The organism is Brevibacillus sp. FW301-21C12A (assembly GCF_058788915.1).
In genome coordinates this window covers 99,011-115,796 of record NZ_JBYTBG010000011.1, presented here as the reverse complement: position 1 = coordinate 115,796, position 16,786 = coordinate 99,011, and the positions used below count along the sequence as shown (strand labels likewise).

Annotated in this window: 11 protein-coding genes; 9 read left to right on the top strand and 2 right to left on the bottom strand. The window is 53.8% G+C overall.

Translation table 11 applies throughout. The annotated features are described in order from the left end of the window. Positions 1-9 precede the first annotated feature (9 nt). Both AC3WQH_RS09850 and AC3WQH_RS09845 read left to right on the top strand, forming a co-directional pair. A complete protein-coding gene (locus tag AC3WQH_RS09850; protein ID WP_007778303.1) occupies positions 10-1,275 on the top strand; it encodes a TRAFAC clade GTPase domain-containing protein in 1,266 nt (421 codons plus the stop codon). After that, positions 1,275-3,779 (top strand): GAP1-N2 domain-containing protein, encoded by a 2,505-nt coding sequence (locus AC3WQH_RS09845; protein ID WP_492332006.1) that lies wholly within the window; start codon positions 1,275-1,277, stop codon positions 3,777-3,779. The genes AC3WQH_RS09850 and AC3WQH_RS09845 overlap by 1 nt, the downstream gene beginning before the upstream one ends. Before the next feature lie 293 nt (positions 3,780-4,072). Here AC3WQH_RS09845 and AC3WQH_RS09840 read toward each other — a convergent pair whose 3' ends face one another. Continuing rightward, positions 4,073-4,684: a cupin domain-containing protein gene (locus AC3WQH_RS09840; protein WP_005830173.1), complete on the bottom strand. Its 612-nt coding sequence runs from the start codon at positions 4,682-4,684 to the stop codon at positions 4,073-4,075. 127 nt (positions 4,685-4,811) lie between these two features. Here AC3WQH_RS09840 and AC3WQH_RS09835 point away from each other — a divergent pair, with 127 nt between their 5' ends. Then, positions 4,812-6,821 carry an ATP-binding protein gene (locus AC3WQH_RS09835; protein WP_492332005.1) on the top strand — a complete coding sequence of 670 codons (2,010 nt, stop codon included), beginning with the start codon at positions 4,812-4,814 and terminating at the stop codon, positions 6,819-6,821. Continuing rightward, positions 6,760-10,797, top strand: a complete 4,038-nt coding sequence (locus AC3WQH_RS09830) for an ATP-binding protein (protein ID WP_492332004.1) — start codon at positions 6,760-6,762, stop codon at positions 10,795-10,797. The genes AC3WQH_RS09835 and AC3WQH_RS09830 overlap by 62 nt, the downstream gene beginning before the upstream one ends. Positions 10,798-10,840: 43 nt before the next feature. On the opposite strand, the gene AC3WQH_RS09825 is transcribed toward AC3WQH_RS09830, so the two are convergent. Next, the gene (locus AC3WQH_RS09825) at positions 10,841-11,197 is read right to left on the bottom strand and encodes a response regulator (RefSeq protein ID WP_005830165.1); all 357 of its coding nucleotides are present in this window, start codon (positions 11,195-11,197) and stop codon (positions 10,841-10,843) included. Positions 11,198-11,546: 349 nt separating this feature from the next. On the opposite strand from AC3WQH_RS09825, the gene AC3WQH_RS09820 reads away from it, so the two are divergent. From AC3WQH_RS09820 to AC3WQH_RS09800, 5 genes are all read left to right on the top strand, one after another. Then, entirely contained in the window at positions 11,547-12,917 is a 1,371-nt protein-coding gene (locus tag AC3WQH_RS09820; protein WP_007778313.1) for an MATE family efflux transporter, read from the top strand. 133 nt (positions 12,918-13,050) lie between these two features. Continuing rightward, on the top strand, positions 13,051-13,803 hold the full coding sequence (locus AC3WQH_RS09815; RefSeq protein WP_007778317.1) for a DUF4097 family beta strand repeat-containing protein: 753 nt from the start codon (positions 13,051-13,053) through the stop codon (positions 13,801-13,803). Positions 13,804-14,065: 262 nt separating this feature from the next. Further along, entirely contained in the window at positions 14,066-15,019 is a 954-nt protein-coding gene (locus tag AC3WQH_RS09810; protein ID WP_005830159.1) for an ABC transporter permease, read from the top strand. Then, the gene (locus AC3WQH_RS09805; RefSeq protein WP_007778320.1) at positions 15,016-15,957 is read left to right on the top strand and encodes an iron chelate uptake ABC transporter family permease subunit; all 942 of its coding nucleotides are present in this window, start codon (positions 15,016-15,018) and stop codon (positions 15,955-15,957) included. The genes AC3WQH_RS09810 and AC3WQH_RS09805 overlap by 4 nt, the downstream gene beginning before the upstream one ends. Beyond that, on the top strand, positions 15,954-16,712 hold the full coding sequence (locus AC3WQH_RS09800) for an iron ABC transporter ATP-binding protein (protein ID WP_007778323.1): 759 nt from the start codon (positions 15,954-15,956) through the stop codon (positions 16,710-16,712). The genes AC3WQH_RS09805 and AC3WQH_RS09800 overlap by 4 nt, the downstream gene beginning before the upstream one ends. The last annotated feature ends 74 nt before the right edge of the window (positions 16,713-16,786 follow it).

The window sequence follows — 16,786 nt, the reverse complement described above, 5'->3', positions numbered from 1 at the left end:
GGTGAAGCCATGCTGTCGTTTTTGAAAAACATGTTTGAGAAAAAGCCGCAAGTAAGCGAACGGCTTCCTTTTTACGATATTGTCTGCCCGTACTGCTTTGCCAAGTACGGACCGGACGAGGTGGTGTTCCGCGCGACACACTACCGCCAGGACGACGAGGACTACGCCTTGCAGGAGGATGAGATTCTCAACGCCTATCGCGACAAATTCGGCCTGGATGCCATCGACGAGTTGGAAGCGGTCATCGACCCGGACTCGATCCCGCCGGAAAATCACCTGTACGTCGACAATGTGCTGGCAGGCGTGACCGACCGCTACGGAATGGTGTCCAAGCGCAGGCTGTGCCCGAAGTGCCACAACGAGCTGCCGATTACGGCGGGCAAAGCGCCGAGCAACATCATTTCCATCGTCGGGGCGTCGCAGGTCGGCAAATCCGTGTATATGACGTCGTTGATTCATACGCTGCAAAACTCGACGGCAAGCCGCTTCAACGCTGCCTGCATGCCGCTCAATGCGCAGATCAGCCGCAAGTTCCGCGAGAACTACGAAGCGCCGCTGTTTGAGCGCGGCCAGTTGCTCGATTCCACGCAAAAAGAAAAGCGTCAGGAACCGTTTATTTTTCAGTTCATTTTCAAAGACAGCCAAAAAGCGCCGCTCATCCTCGTCTTTTTCGACGTCGCAGGCGAAGGCATGGTCGATCGCGAGTATTTGGAGCTGTACGCCGCGCATGTGAAAAACTCGTCCGGCATCCTGTTTCTGGTCGATCCGCTGCAAATCAAGACGATTCGCGACCGGGTCATGCTGCGGGCGGGCGACGAGCCGGGCGAATTCACGGCGAGGTACGATGAGCCGCGCGAGGTCGTCATTACGTTGTTCGAGAACTTCATCGGCTATCAGGAGCAGAGCAAGACGGACATCCCGACGGCGGTCGTGCTGACGAAGAGCGACATGCTGCATCTCATCAAGGAAGACGACGGCGAATACATCAAGTCCAACAGCAATGTGTTCCGCAATTTCGTCCATGAACAGTATTTGAACACGGCTGAATTCGAGAACATCAACGGAGAGATCAGCCGCTTTATCGAAAAAGTGGATCGCCCGTTCAAAGACGCGCTGGAGGTCTACTTTACCAATACGGCCTACTTCGCTGTATCAGCGCTGGGCAGCAATCCGGTCAATCAAAAGGTGAGCGGCGTCGTGACGCCGATTCGCGTCGATGAGCCGTTCATCTGGTTGATGCATCAGCTTGATTACATCGAGGGGAGGGAGCAGTAGTGAACCGTCAGCCCATTTTGCAGCAATTCTACACCCGCGGGCGACAGGGGGTTTTCCGCTCGAACGAAGGCTACGATACGGTAGCCAGGACGCCAGGGCTGGACAACCAATTCATCAAAAAGACACTCCATCCTTTTTGCGTGTACGATGCCCCCAGACAGCTTCAGGAGCGGGCGGAGAGCGACCTGTCCGCCTACCCGGAAGCGCTCGTCTGCTTCCACGCCGAATCTGGCGAGATGGTGCTCGGCAGAAGCGTGTTTGTCGGGGCGGACTTTACCGGGCAGCGAAACACGTTTTTCAGTCACAACTACGTCATTCCGGCGGGGCGGCGGGACGAGTTTATTACGAATCCGGAGAAAATTTTCGGCGTGCGCGCCTTTGCCGACCGTCACGACGATACGCAGGGCAAGGAGCTGCCGCCTGTAGCGGAGCTTCCGGCGCAGTCGACCTTGCCCGCAGACCGGAAGCGGCTGCTCGGACAGCTCGGGTTCGACGAGCGGCTGTTCAAACAACTGCTCTATGCCGTCATGACTTCGCTTACGGCGAAAAAGAAAGTATTCATCAGTCTGGACGTGGACATCAGCGCGGCCGCAACCAGCGCCAGCCAACTGCTCGAGGTTCTGTACAGTTGCTTGCCGTATGAGCTGCGCAGACATTTTGGCTTTCTCACCTACAGCAGCGAGCCGCAGAGCAAGAAGCATATCCACGTCATGTTTGTGGAAAAAGGCAGCATTCGCCCCGGCGGCGGACACAGTGACAAAGACTTTTTGTTTGATCTGGCGCTCGGACGTGTGCAGAACGTCGACTTGCAGGAGGGGGCGCACGAATACCTCGATTTTGCCTGGGAGTACGTGAACGACCCGCAGGCTCTGGCGTCGTTCCATGCTTTTTGCGAGGAAGTGCTGGCAGGGGCGGAGACGGCGCTGACCTTGCAGGTGCGCACGTATTACGAGCTGTGCGCCCTCTACCTGATCGAAAAAGGCCGGACGGCTGTCTACGAACGCAATCCGGCGGGCGTATGGCAGGCGTTGAACGGCTATTTGCGCCAGCCGGCGCTGGCGAACAACAAACGGTTGCTGGAGCTGCAAGTGCTGCTGTTTCACGGCGAAGTAAGCGCGCTTGCCGCCAAAAAGTTGCCCGAGGGCGAGACGATCCGGCAGATGCTGGACTCCTGCGGATTGAGCAGGCAGGACCGTCTGCGCATGGACATGGTCCGCTATTTGCTGAATGTGTTGGTGAGAGCGAAGTCGTCGGGGCAGCGCGGGCTGGCAAGCGAAGTGTACAAGCATTTGTCCGCCCATCCCGAGCTGTTTGGCATGACGATGAAGACGATTTTTCACTCGGAGCAATTGGTGAAGCAGCTTTTCGAAGGGTACGCGAGCCAGCGGTTGGCAGCAGTGACCGCGCTATCCGGCATGCTGGAGGAAATTCGCTTTTGGACGAAAACAGCCCCGGAAGCTTTGCGCCATCCTTTTTTTGTCGCCGAATCGACGGAAAAGCTGCTCCGTTTGTTCGCCCGCGAAAAAAACAAGCTGGAAGCCGCGATTTCCATTCACCAGTTTTTTGACAACCTCGACAGAGCGCGCAGCTATGCCGATCCGTTGCTGGACGAGCTGGACAAGTCGCTCTTGAAGCTGATAGAGCTGGAGAAGCTGTCCAGGGAGGAATTTCAGGAAATGATCGCGCTTCTGGAGGAAAAGCCGCAGAGCTTTTTCGGGACACTTGATGTGGCGAGCAGGCAAAAGCAAGAGATGCTCATGCATGTAGCGACGCTGCGTGAAGCGAGAGGCGGCTTGCACCCGGCGGAGTTTTTCCGCAAATGGGAGCGCGACGAGGTCAGCGTGCAGCAGCAGATGATCGCCAACATGCTGGCGCGGCCGCTTGACGCGGACTGCTTTGCCCATGTGCCGCTCGTCTACTATCGCGAGGACCATTTTGGCCAGGAAGGCTTCCAGTTTGCAGAGATGCTCGACTTCGTGCAAAAAAATGGCGGCGAGGAAACATTGCACGCGTTCATCCAGTGGACGATGACGCAGCGCATGTTTGTGGAAGGAAGAAGTTTGCTGCCAGCGTATCGGCAAGCGCTCCGGTCGCTTTTCCTGGAAAACAAGGCGGCAAGACTGCGCAACAAAGAGTGGCGCAAGCGGTGGTACACGGTCCGCCATGCCGATTTTCGCAAGCTGCTGGAAGAGGTGCGCAGCGAGACGGCCAACCCGCTGGTCAAGCTGTTTCGCCACAAGACGTTAATGATTTCCGCGATGGTTGTCCTCATGGCGGCTGGTGGCACGGCAGGCTATATGCTCTCGCAGCAAAAGCCGGTGGCCGAGCCTCCGCAGGAGCAACCGGGAGATCAGCAGCCCGTGCCGCCCGATGTGATCCAGGCGCAATTCGTCCCTGTCTATCGGCTCATGCTGGAGGAGCCGCACATCCAGCCAGTGAGAGAAGCTGCCGGGGAAAACGGCCAGCAAGCCCCGGGTGCAACGGATCAGCCAGCTACGCCGTAGAAGCGGGTTTTTGTGCGCGTGCTCCCGGAAGCTTCGGGCATTCGGGCAGAGCGCAGGCCCTATAAATAGCGGGACCGATTTTCCCTGACATCGCGCTTTTGCAAGCGGCAAGCTGGTAAATCGGTCCTAGAAAAAATTTGCAGCAATGGAAAACGATTCAGTGATTTGCTATTATGGAGGTATCTGCCAAAAGACGTGCAGGGGCAAATTCAATCACTGAACGGGTAGCGCTCGATGAGCAAAAAATGTGTGAAAATAATCAGCATTTGCAGACACCCTACCGGATTGGACAGTTAGGGTGTTTTTTGCAGCGGTTCTTGGGGCAAAGCTTCTTTGGCGACGGAGCCTTTGTAGTATTTTTCCAGGGATTTGTCGGAGCCTGTCCAATGCGCCAGCTTGGCGAGCAAACCAAACAGCGCTTTTTGCAGGAACAGCGGCAGGTAGGGGACGTAGAACTGTCCCATTTTGAACAGCGTGCCCAAAAGCAGGATGTTTTTCGGCAAGTACTGCTTCAAAAATGGCATGTAAAAGCTCCGTCCGTCCGTATCCAGGCCGTATCCGCAGCGGACGAACGACTCGAAAGTGCCGGCAGGGCGGATCTCCGCGGTGAAGCTGACGAATTCATTGGAAGGGTTGTAAAACCCGTGAATATGGTCGCGAGGGATGTCCAGCTTCTCGCCAGGCTTCAAAATGATTTTTTTTCCGTCAATTTTTACCTCCAAATTTCCGCTTATCCCTTCAAACGTCTCCGTAAGTTCAGTATGATAATGTAGAAAAATTCCATTGTCCGGTGGCAGGTCTGTGCGGAAAAGCAAATATTCCCCATTGGTTTCTTCTGTCGTCTTCAGAAAGGTAACCGTTTCATTTGTGTAAGGGTTGCTTACAACTCGACTCAAATTTGCCATAGAGATACCTCCATAAGTATTAGTAGAAAAATAGCATTTTATGACAGAATATATATTCAATATAGATTATTTGTCCTGAAGCAACAATATAAATGATAGGATGTTCTGCCTAGATGGAGTGGATAGTATGAGCGGCATGATCGTGATTCCGGGATACAGAGTGACAGAGTTTCTCTCAACACATTCAAATATGGGATTTTACCGCGGTTTTCGTAACAGCGACAACCTGCCCGTCATCATCAAGAAGCCGCGTGAAGGTCCCACGCACAAAGAGTCGCTTTGGAGACTGAAGCACGAGTATCGCATTTTGCAATCTCTCGAATCACATGCTGTGGAAACTGCCGTTGAGCTGATCGATCACAATCGGGAAACTGCGCTTATCACGGAAGATTTCGGGGGAGTGCCGCTCTCCCTGCTCTGCAAAATGAAAGAGCTGTCATTAAAAGAAATCCTGACCATTTCGATTCGTATCGCTTCGTGCATCGAGGACATTCATCAGCAGCGCATTATCCATAAAGACATCAATCCGGCCCATATACTGGTGCACCCGGAGACGTATGAGGTCAAGCTGATTAACTTCGGCCTGGCGACCAGGAGATACCAGGAGCACCAGGGCGTGATGAATCCGAAGGAGTGGAGAGGCAACCTGCGCTACGTATCGCCTGAGCAGACGGGAAGAATGAATCGGACGGTCGATTACCGGACGGATATTTACTCGTTTGGCGTGACGATTTACGAGCTGCTGACAGGAAAGCCGCCTTTTCTCACATCGGACATGCTTGAGTTGGTACATGCCCACATGGCCCGAAAACCGATCGCTCCCGTGCAGGTGAAACCATCTGTTCCGCCAGTTTTGTCGGACATCGTGATGAAGTGTCTGTCCAAAAATACCGAAGACCGCTATTTCAGCATGGCTGGCCTGGTGGCCGATTTGCAGCTTTGCCTGGACCAGCTTGTGAACAACGAAACGATCGGGCTGTTCCCGCTGGCGCAGCACGACCGCGCGGACCGCATGCACATCCCGGAAAAGCTGTACGGACGCGAGCAGGAAATCCAGATGCTGATCGACGCGTTTGAAGAGGCGTCAAATGGCGCGTCGCGCATGGTCATGCTGAGCGGCAGTGCAGGTGTCGGCAAGTCCGCTCTCGTTTTCGAGGCGCAAAAAGTTTTCCTGAAGGGCAGAGGGCGCTTTATTTCCGGCAAGTTCGATCAATACCGCCAAGGCGTGCCGTATTCGGCCATCATTCAAATCTTTCAGGATTTGATAAAGCAGCTTTTGGCCGGAAATGAAAGAGAGCTGGCGACGTGGCGGGAAACGATTCTCGAAGCGATGCAAGGGCTTGGGCAGGTCATCATGGACGTGATTCCCCAACTGGCCGCGGTGATCGGCAAGCAGCCGCCCGTGCCGGAGCTGCCCGCCGCAGAGGCCAAAAACCGTTTTCAGTTGGTCATGCAAAGGTTTATCCGCATCTGGGCAAGCCCCGAGCATCCGCTGGTACTTTTTCTCGACGACCTGCAATGGGCGGATTCGTCGTCGTTGTTTCTCATCCGCGAGCTTGTCGCCGATTTGCCGCTCAGCCATTTTTTGCTCGTGTGCGCCTATCGCGATCAGGATGGAGGCGCGATCAATCCTTTGATCGCGATTTTGACGGAGGCGGGAGTCAAAAGCAGGATGCTGCGCCAAATCACGCTGTTGCCGCTGCGGCTCGCCCAGATCAACGCGATGCTCTCCGACGCGCTGCATACAGACCCTGCTGTCACGCAGCCGCTGGCGATGATTTTAATGCGGAAAACGGCAGGGAATCCGTTCTACTCCAGGCAGTTTATCAAGTCTTTGTACGATCAGAACCTGCTGCGGTACGTCCCGGAGGAGCGCGGCTGGCAATGGGATCTGGCTGAGATTGAGAAGCTCAGCACCACGGAGAACGTCGCTGATTTTCTGGTGGAAAAAGTGCGGCGCCTGCCTGAAGTGACCCAGAAGCTGCTGGCTTACGCGGCGTGCCTCGGTAACTCCTTTTATTTGGGGATGCTGGCAAAAGCGCAAATCCGAAGCGGTCCGGGATATTTGGCCTGCCATGGAGGAAGGGCTGATCTATCCCTTGGAAGGCGCAGAGTATTTGGCCTATGCGGCCGTTGAGGAAGAAGAAAATCTTGCGCAGGTCACGATCCAGTTCAATTTTGTTCACGACCGAATTCAGCAGGCGGCGTACTCCTCGCTGTCGGTGGAGGAACAGAAAAAGGCGCACGTAAAGCTCGGGAGAATGTTGTGGAACATGTCCCACTCGTATGAATCGGTGCTGCTGTTTGAAATATGCGAGCACATGTATCGCGGCGCAGACATGATTGAAGATTCGGCGGAAAGAATCCAGGTCGCCCACTGCCATCTGCTCGCCGGCCAAAAAGCGATGGCCTCTACTGCCTTCGATGCGGCGCTGCAGTATTTCCAGCGGGGGACGATGTTCATCGGCGAAGCGGCGTGGGAGCAGCACCATCAACTGGCGATGGAGCTGTACACGCTCTATGCCGAGTCGGCGTATTTGTGCAACCAGATGGAGGACGCGAATCGGCTGTTTGACCTTACCCTTTCGCATGCCAGGACCAACCGTGAGCGCGTGCGGGTCCTGGAGTTGCAAATCCACATGTACACCCGCCTGGCCGAGTTTTCGCGGGTGATGGATATTGCGAGCGAAGCGTTGGGGCTGCTTGGCGTGCCCATTCCGCACAAGCCAGGGAAGCTCGATATCATCAAGGAAATGTGGCAGATCAAGCGGCGGCTGAGAGGGCGCAAAATTGACGAGCTGCTCTATTTGCCGGACATACCGGATGAGAACTACCAGTTGGCGATGAGCATCATCAGCGACGCAGGACCTTCCTCGTACTTCGTCAATCCGAACTGGTTTGCGCTGACGATCTTGCGCGTGCTGCACCTGTCGCTCGTGCACGGCAACGCGGTTGCGTCAGCGAACGGCTATACCGGCTACGGGATCGTGCTCGGCTCGCAGCTCGGCAACTACCGGGAGGCGTACGAGTTCGGGCAACTGGCCTGCCGGGTGGCGGATGGCTTTGCGGACCCGATCGCGATGACGAAGGCGTACGGAGCGTTTGCTCTGCTCATCAACCACTGGTGCGACCATGCGCGGACAAACATTCCGCTGCTGAAAAAAGCGATCCAGCTCGGGATGGAAGGCGGAGGAAACATTTACGCTGCCTACAATGCCCACGGCTTGCTGGAAGCCATGCTCTACTGCGGGCTGCCGCTGGAAGAGCTGGAGCAGCAAATCGAGGAGCATGCCGACCTGATCTGCCAGATGAAGGTGGTCGATCACGATGATCGGCTCTTGTTGTTGCGGCAAGCGTTGTACACGTTTACACACTGGACAGAGGGCGCAAAGACGGCGTTTTGCCGGGACGGCTTCGATGAGGCGCAATACGTGAGCAGCCTGCAAACAGAAGGCACCAGCTACAAGCGCTACATGTACCACTTTTACAAGTCGCTGGCGCATCTCATGTACGGCAACTACGCGGAAGCCGCGCAACTGCTGAGCGAAGCAGAGCAATGGATGGAGTCGGTCAGCGGCCAGGTGCTGGTCAGCCAGCATGTTTTCATGCACGCCCTGTCGTTGACGAAGCTGTACGAGCACGTCAATCGCCGCGAGCAGTTGCGCTACGCGAAAAAGATCAAGGCGCATTTGAAAAAAATGAAGACTTGGGCCGACAATTGCCCGGAAAACTTCCAGCACAAATACTTGCTGATGAGCGCCGAGTGGAGCCGTGTCAACGGCAAGCGGCAGGCAGCGGGAGAGCTGTACGATCAGGCGCTGCAACTGGCGAAAAAGGATGGCTTTTTGCAAAATGAGGCACTGGCGAGCGAACTGGCTGCCCATCATTATTTGGCATTGGGCCTGGAGACAATCGCCAGGGTGTACATGACGGAAGCGTATGAGACGTACTTGCAGTGGGGAGCTTTGGCCAAGTCCAGAGAGATTGAAGAGCGCTACCCGCATCTTTTGCAGCGGGGGAGAGGGCTGGAAGCATCGGCAGAGCTTGCGGCGACAGACCAGTCCGCCGATCTGGTCGATCTGATGAGCGTGATTAAGGCGTCGCAAACGATGGCGAGCGAGATCAGGCTGGAGCTGCTGCTCGCGACCATGCTGCGCACCGTCATGAGCAACGCGGGAGCGGAAAAAGGCATCCTGATCCTGAAAAACGAGAGCGAATGGGTCATCGAGGCAGCCGGGTCTGTCGATCTGGACGTGGAAATCATGCAGTCCGTCCCGTACGAGCACAGCGGGATGCTCTCTGTCGCCGTGGTCAACTACACGATCCGGACTGAAGAAATGCTGGTGCTGCACAACGCTTCGGTCGAAGGCGTCTTTTTCCGGGATACGTACATCACGAAAAACAAGCCGAAGTCGATTTTGTGTTCGCCACTGTGGCAGCAGGGCAAAATGATCGGCGTCATTTACCTGGAAAACAACGAGACGACGCACGTCTTCAACGAAAAACGCTCGGAGCCGCTGCGGCTCATTTTCTCGCAGATGGCGATCTTTATTGAAAATGCCCGGCTGTATCACCAGTTGGAGCAATGGAACCAGTCGCTGGAGATGATCGTCGCCGAGCGAACGACGGAGATTCAATCGCTTTTGCAGGCGAACAAAAACTTGCTGAACAACGCAGGCCAAGGCTTCCTGTCGTTTTCCAAAAATTTGCTCGTCCATTCCGAATACAGCCGCGAATGCTTGCGGATGTTCGGCAGAGAGCTGGCAGGCGAATCGGTGGCAAGCCTTTTGTACCCGAACCGTCCGGAAGAGCGGGCGTTTGTCGAATCGCTTCTGGAAAAGTATTTTGAGACGAAGGACCAGGGACAAAAAGAGCTGTATTTGAGCCTCTTCCCTACGGAAATTTACATCAACCAGCTTCCGCTCAAGCTGGAGTGCAAGCCAATCCATGAGGATCGCCGCGATTCTCCCGAGGGTTTGATGCTGATTTTGACCGACTTGAGCGAACAAAGGGCGCTGGAAAGCAAAATGGAGCAGGAGTGGCAAAGGCTGAACATGATTTTGACCGTGGCGATCAGCTTGCCGCTTTTCCAAAAAGTATATCGCTCCTTCACGGCTTTCTTCGCGGGCGGTTGGAAAACGCTGTTCAGCGCGGGCGTGGACGAGTCCGACAGCCTGCTCAAGCTGGCGGCGCAAATCCATCAGTTCAAAGGGGATTTCAGTCAATTCCATCTGATCCACACGCCGCAAAAGCTGCACGATCTGGAAACGTGGCTGATGGATCGGGACAGGCAGCAGGAGCGCTTCACCGACGGAGATTTCCCGAGCCAACTGCCGGTTGCGCAAGTCCAGGCTGCCATGGAGCAGGATTTGGAGATCATCCGCAACAAATTGGGCAACAGCTTTTTGGAAAGTGGCGACGGAGACATGACGATTGCCAAGGACAGGTGGGAGCATTTTGTCGAAAAGGTGAGCAAGCTGTTGCCTGACAGCTCTGCTGCCCAGCTCGACCAATGCATTCGCGAGCTGCACCAGCGTCCGATCAAGGAATTGATGGCGCGCTATCAGGAGTATGTAACGGAGCTTGCCCAGCGCCTGAACAAAACGATCCATCCGCTTCGGCTGGAGGCAGAGGAGATTTTGGTGGACCCTGAGCGCTTTGAGCCGTTTGTATGCAGCTTGCTGCACGTATTTTCCAATGCGATCGTCCACGCCATGGAGCCGGAAAGTGAGCGGCTGGCGCAAGGCAAAGAAGGCCGGGGAACGATCAGTTGCCGGATTTGGCAGGAGGACGCTGCGCTGCTGATCGCCATCGAGGACGACGGCAGAGGGATTGATATCGACAGGCTCAAGCAGCAGGGGCTGGAAAAAGGCTGGGAGGCAGAGCAGGACGAAGAGGAGCTCGGCTTCCTGTTTTACGAGCAGGTCAGCGTCAGAGAAGAGGCCGACATTTATTCGGGCAGAGGATTAGGGCTGCCGATTGTCAAACGGGAGGTCGAGAGACTGCGGGGCACAGTGAGCGTTACTTCCCAGACCGGGCAAGGCACCCGCTTTCTTTTCCGGATTCCGCTGGAAGACAAGCTTCCACAAATATCGAAGCAAAGAAAAAACTGAGGCGCGAACAAGCCCTCAGTTTTTTTGTGCTCCGGCCGACTGTTCAGTGCGTGTTTTGAATAGAATCCAAAAGGCGCTCTTCATCAATCGGCTTGGTGATATAGTGACGCGCTCCCGCATTGATCGCTTCAAAGACCAAATGCTTTAAACCGTAGGTGCTAATCATGATGATGTAGGCATTGGGGAATTCGCTAATAATTTTTTTGACAGTGTCGATACCGTTCATGCCTGGCATGTTGATATCCATCATGACTACGTCAGGTTGGTGCGTCATGTACTGATGGTAGGCGTCTAATCCATCCGCCGCTTCTGCAATGACTTGATGGCCAGCCCGTTGAAGGATGATTCTAATGTATTCTCGGACAACAATCGAGTCATCAGCAATTAATATACGAGCCATAAAACCTCCTGTGTCGAAGCGGTGTGATAGTGTTGTGTAGTGTATGGTGTGCCTGCCTTAACCATAACATTGTTAGGAAAATGGTCGCAATCCCATTATTAGAAAATTTGAGCGATCTTTGACGGAAACGTCACAAATCAGTCAACTGTGAGTCCTTGACGGCCAGGATCGCTCCCGTGAAGCCGCTCCTGCCGCAAAGGAGCGGCTGAAAACGTTGTATCCTTTCGCCAGAATGACATTTCTTTCGTGATGATCTTGTAAAAAAAGCGATGAGTTCGCCGCACCTGAAAGGGTAAGGTGTAAAATGTCGCTAGGATAACAGGGGGTACATGACAGGAAAGGTGACACTATGGATGCGAAAATAGCCGAGCGGCAAACAGGCCGACGAGAAATCAGCGCGTACAATCTATTTGCGTTGACTTGGCCTATCTTTTTGGAGTTGCTGCTTTTTTCCCTGATCGGCATTACCGACACGTTTATGCTGAGCGGGGTGTCCGATCAGGCAGTATCGGCAGTTGGAGCTGCCAATCAACTGATCTTTATTGCGATTTTGATTTTGGAGGTGGTGGGCAACGGCGCTTCGAATGTCGTCGCGCAATACATCGGCTCGAAAAAAATGGTCGATGCGGCGAGGGTCGGGGCAGTTGCCATCACGCTCAACCTGCTGATCGGCATCGTCATTAGCGTAGGCTTTGTCCTGTTTGGCAATGCCTTGCTTACCCATGTCAATTTGCAGGGAGAGATTTTGGCGCTGGCCCAGTCGTATATCGCCATCGTCGGGGGCGGCTTGTTTTTGCAGGCGCTCATCAATACGCTGGCGAGCATGATTCGAACTTACGGCTTCACGAAGGAGAGCATGTTCATCTCGCTCGGGATCAACGTGATTCACGTGATCGGGAACTATTTGCTGATCTTTGGCCGCTTCGGCTTTCCCGAACTGGGCGTGGAGGGGGCGGCGATCTCTACCGTATTGAGCAGAGCGTTGGGGCTGATCGTCTTTTTCTGGGCGTTTTATCGGCTGATCGAGGTCAAAGTCGGGTTCAAAGAGTACGTGGCGATCAAACGGTCGTACGTCGGCAAAATTTGCCGGGTGGGCATTCCTGCCGCATGCGAGCAAATCATGTACCACGCCTGTCAGCTCGTCTTTTTTTACTACGTGACGTTTCTGGGCGCAGCGTCGCTCGCCTCCCGCCAGTACGTGCTTCAGCTCTCCATGTTCATTTACTTGTTCAGCGTCGCGATCGGGATGGGGACGGCGATCATTACCGGCAAGCTGGTCGGGGCAGGCCGGCCGGACGAAGCTTACGGCAGGGTGTGGAAAAGCTTGCGCTGGGGCTTGCTCTACACGGCTGTAGTCAATACGCTCATCATCGTCTTCCGCGAACCGATTATGGGCATGTTCACGACTGATCCGCAAGTTTTGCAGATCAGCTCGACGATCATTTTGCTCAGCATATTGCTGGAGACGGGGCGTGTTTTCAACATCGTGCTGATTAATTCCTTGCGCGCGGCGGGAGATACCCAGTTTCCGGTGTATATGGGCCTGATCTCGATGATCGGGATCAGCTTGCCGCTTGGCTATGTGCTCGCTTTTTACGCGGGCTTGGGCTTGGCTGGGGTATGGCTGGCAGTCGCAACCGATGAATGGATACGGGGCATCATGATGTTTTTCCGCTGGCGGAGCAGGGCGTGGGAGCGAAAAACGCTCATCGACCCGTAGCGCGTGCCAGCACAACGAACGACTCCGTCTGCAGACCGACTGGAAAACAACCCCAGAGGCGGATTCTACTTCTCCGTCTGTCGAGTACAATGAATAGCAAGAACAGATAAGCTTGCGTATAGAGGAGATAGAGATGAAAAGTTGGATAGGAGCTGGATTTTTGGCTTTGGCCATAGGTCTTGCGGGCTGTAGCAACGGAAGCTTGCAGACTGTAGAGGAAAAACGGCATTTGGAGCTGCCGATTGCGGCGATAGAAACGCTGGAGATAGCGACAGCGTCGGGTGATTTGATCGTGAAGGGAGACGACAAGGCCACCTCTATCCAGGTAGACGCTACGATCAACAGATCGCCAAATATCAATCCCGAAGATATAGAAGTAACGCTCGCCGAGGACGGGGCTGTCGCCCAGTTGACGTCAGAAAGTCGCGCGCAGTTCGGCGTGGCGTATATGAAGCTGAAACTGGAGGTCACGGTTCCATCCGGTTTGAAGGTCGCGATCACGGACGGTTCAGGGGATATCGACGTATCCAAGCTGGCGGGGCCGCTCACGATTGCGGATGACTCCGGCGATATCCGGCTGAAGGATGTCACTGGCGAAGTGGAAATCAACGACCAGTCCGGTGATATCAAAATCAGCAAGGCGACTGCCCTCAAGCTGATTGAGGACGATTCCGGCGACATTTTGCTGGAAGATACGGTTGGCGATGTGGAGATTCGCGATCAGTCGGGCGATATGAACATCGTCCGGCACAAAGGCAACCTGAGCATATCGGATGAAAGCGGCGATATCGACATTTACACAGTCGATGGAAACGTGGAAATCGTAGAGGATGGCTCTGGAAAGCGTTCGGTGAAAAACGTCAGCGGATCGTACACGGAGAACTGAAAAAAGAGTGCCGTTGCCTTTGGCGCAGCGGCGCTTTTTTATTAGGAAGACACAGGCCGGAAAATTCTTACTTTTGTCAATCCAGAGAAATTTAGTCGACTAATGAAAAAATGCTTTTATCCAGGATAAAGAAGTGCTAATATAACAAATGGAGAAACGATTGAGAATGAGATTCTTTATTATTGAGAATGAATCCCTTTCTCAATAAGCACAATAAAAGCAACGCATCATTCACGTGAACAAAGAGAAGAGTAGGGAAGCGATGAAAAAAAGATATTTGGTTGTGGCCCTGATTCTGCTATCAATGGTATCCCTGTTTATCGGCGTGAAGGACATTTCGCCCCTGGAGCTGTTCAATCTCAGCGACGACAAGGTTCAGGTGATGTGGATCAGCCGGATTCCCCGCCTGATTAGCATCATCATCGCCGGTATCAGCATGAGTGTGGTCGGCCTCATCATGCAGCAACTGACCCGCAATAAATTCGTCTCGCCTACGACGGCGGGGACCGAAGATTCTGTCCGCTTCGGGATTCTCGTCTCCTTGCTTGTGTTTGTCGACGCCTCTGTATGGGTGAAGCTGCTCGTGGCATTCGTTTTCGCTCTGCTCGGAACGTTTGTCTTCATGAAAATTCTCGACAGAGTGAAGTACAAAGACTCGATCTTCATTCCGCTGGTCGGGCTAATGTTCGGGAATATCGTCGGGTCGATCACGACGTTTTTCGCCTACAAGCACGACCTGATCCAGAACATGTCGTCCTGGTTGCACGGCGATTTTTCCTCCATCATGAGGGGCAACTACGAGCTTCTATACATAAGCATTCCGCTGGTCGTCATTGCGTACCTGTTTGCCAACAAGTTTACGATCGCAGGGATGGGCGAGGAATTTGCCATCAACCTCGGGCTGAATTACAAGCAGGTCGTCAATATCGGGCTGGCGATTGTCGCGATGGTTTCGTCCGTCGTCATCCTCACAGTGGGAACGATCCCGTTTTTAGGGCTTATTATTCCTAATATTGTGACGCTTTATCTCGGTGACAACCTGAAAAAAAGCTTGGCCCATACCGCCTTGCTGGGCGCGGTGTTCGTCCTCTGCTGCGATATTTTGGGACGCCTCATCATCTTCCCGTACGAAATTTCGATCGGTTTGATGGTCGGGGTAGTGGGCAGCGGTATATTCGTGTACTTACTCATGAGAAGAAAGGCATATGAACGATGAAAGCTAAGATTGGTGGCATGGCGATAGTCGCCGTTGCTCTGATAGCCGTATTCATGCTGATTGACGCTGGAGGCAACTGGGATTACGTGCTTCCCCGGCGGGCGAAAAAAATTCTCGCCATCATCTTGACCGGGTGCATCATCGCATTCTCGACAATGGTCTTCCAGACGATTACCAACAACCGCATCTTGACGCCCAGCATCATCGGCCTTGATTCCCTTTACATGTTCATTCAGACGTTCGTCATTTTCGTGTTTGGCTCTACGCACATGACGATCATGAACAAAAATGTCAACTTTCTCATCTCGACAGGCTTGATGGTTTTGTTTGCCGGCGTGCTGTACAAATTCCTGTTTAAACGGGAAGGCCAAAACATCTACTTCCTGCTGTTGATCGGGCTGATCTTCGGCACGCTGTTCGGCAGTCTGTCGACGTTCATGCAAGTTTTGATCGACCCGAATGAATTTCAGATCGTACAGGATAAAATGTTCGCCAGCTTCAACAATGTGAACACAGACCTGCTGATTCTCAGCTTTGTGCTGGTGATCGCGATCGGGATCTACTTCTGGCGCTACACCAAATATTTGGATGTGCTGTCGCTGGGACGCGATCAGGCGATAAACCTGGGGATTCCTTACGATTTTGTCGTCAAGCGCTTCCTGATCGTGATTGCGATTCTGGTGTCGATTGCGACCGCATTGGTTGGACCGATCACCTTCCTGGGGCTTCTGGTGGCGAACCTGGCTCATCAGTTCATGAAGACGTATCAGCACAAGTATTTGCTGGCAGGCTCGGCGTTAATCAGCGTCGTGGCGCTGGTAGGCGGTCTGTTGGTCGTAGAGCGCGTGTTCACGTTCTCGACGACGCTCAGTGTGATCGTCAACTTTATCGGTGGGGTTTACTTCATCTATCTTCTGTTAAAGGAGAATAAAGCGTGATAGAAGTCCGTAACGTCTCAAAACAGTATGGGAACAAAAACGTCGTGGAAAACGTCTCGGTGAAGATTGCCAAGGGAAAAATCACGTCTTTTATCGGGCCGAACGGAGCCGGGAAGAGTACGCTTTTGTCCATGGTCAGCCGTTTGTTGACGAAGGACCAGGGCGAGGTATTGATTGAGGGGCAAGAGATCGGCCAGTACAAAAGCAACGACCTGGCGAAAAAGATTTCGATTCTCAAGCAGTCCAACCACATCACCGTTCGCCTGACGATCCGCGAGCTGGTCAGCTTCGGGCGCTTCCCGTACTCGCAAGGCAACCTGACCAAAGAGGACTGGAAGTATGTAGACGAAGCGATCCGTTACCTGGAGCTTACGGACATTCAGCACAAATACCTCGACCAGTTGAGCGGCGGGCAGCGGCAGCGGGCGTACATCGCCATGGTTGTCGCGCAAAACACGGAGTATGTGCTTCTCGATGAGCCGCTGAACAACCTGGACATGAAGCACTCGGTCCAGATCATGAAGGTGCTGCGCCGCCTGGTGGACGAGATGGGCAAAACCGTCGTGATCGTCATTCACGATATCAACTTTGCTTCCTGCTACTCGGACTATATCGTGGCGCTCAAGGATGGCAAGGTCGTGAAGGAAGGCACTACCGACGAGATCATCGACCCGCAAACCTTGAAGGATGTGTACGATATGGACATCCACATCGAGGACATCGACCAAAACAAAATATGCGTATATTTCGCGTAACGCTTTTCTTCCCTTCGATAAAATTATTTTGATGGCATGCAAGGGGGTTCATCAGCAAGCTATCAATAATTTTA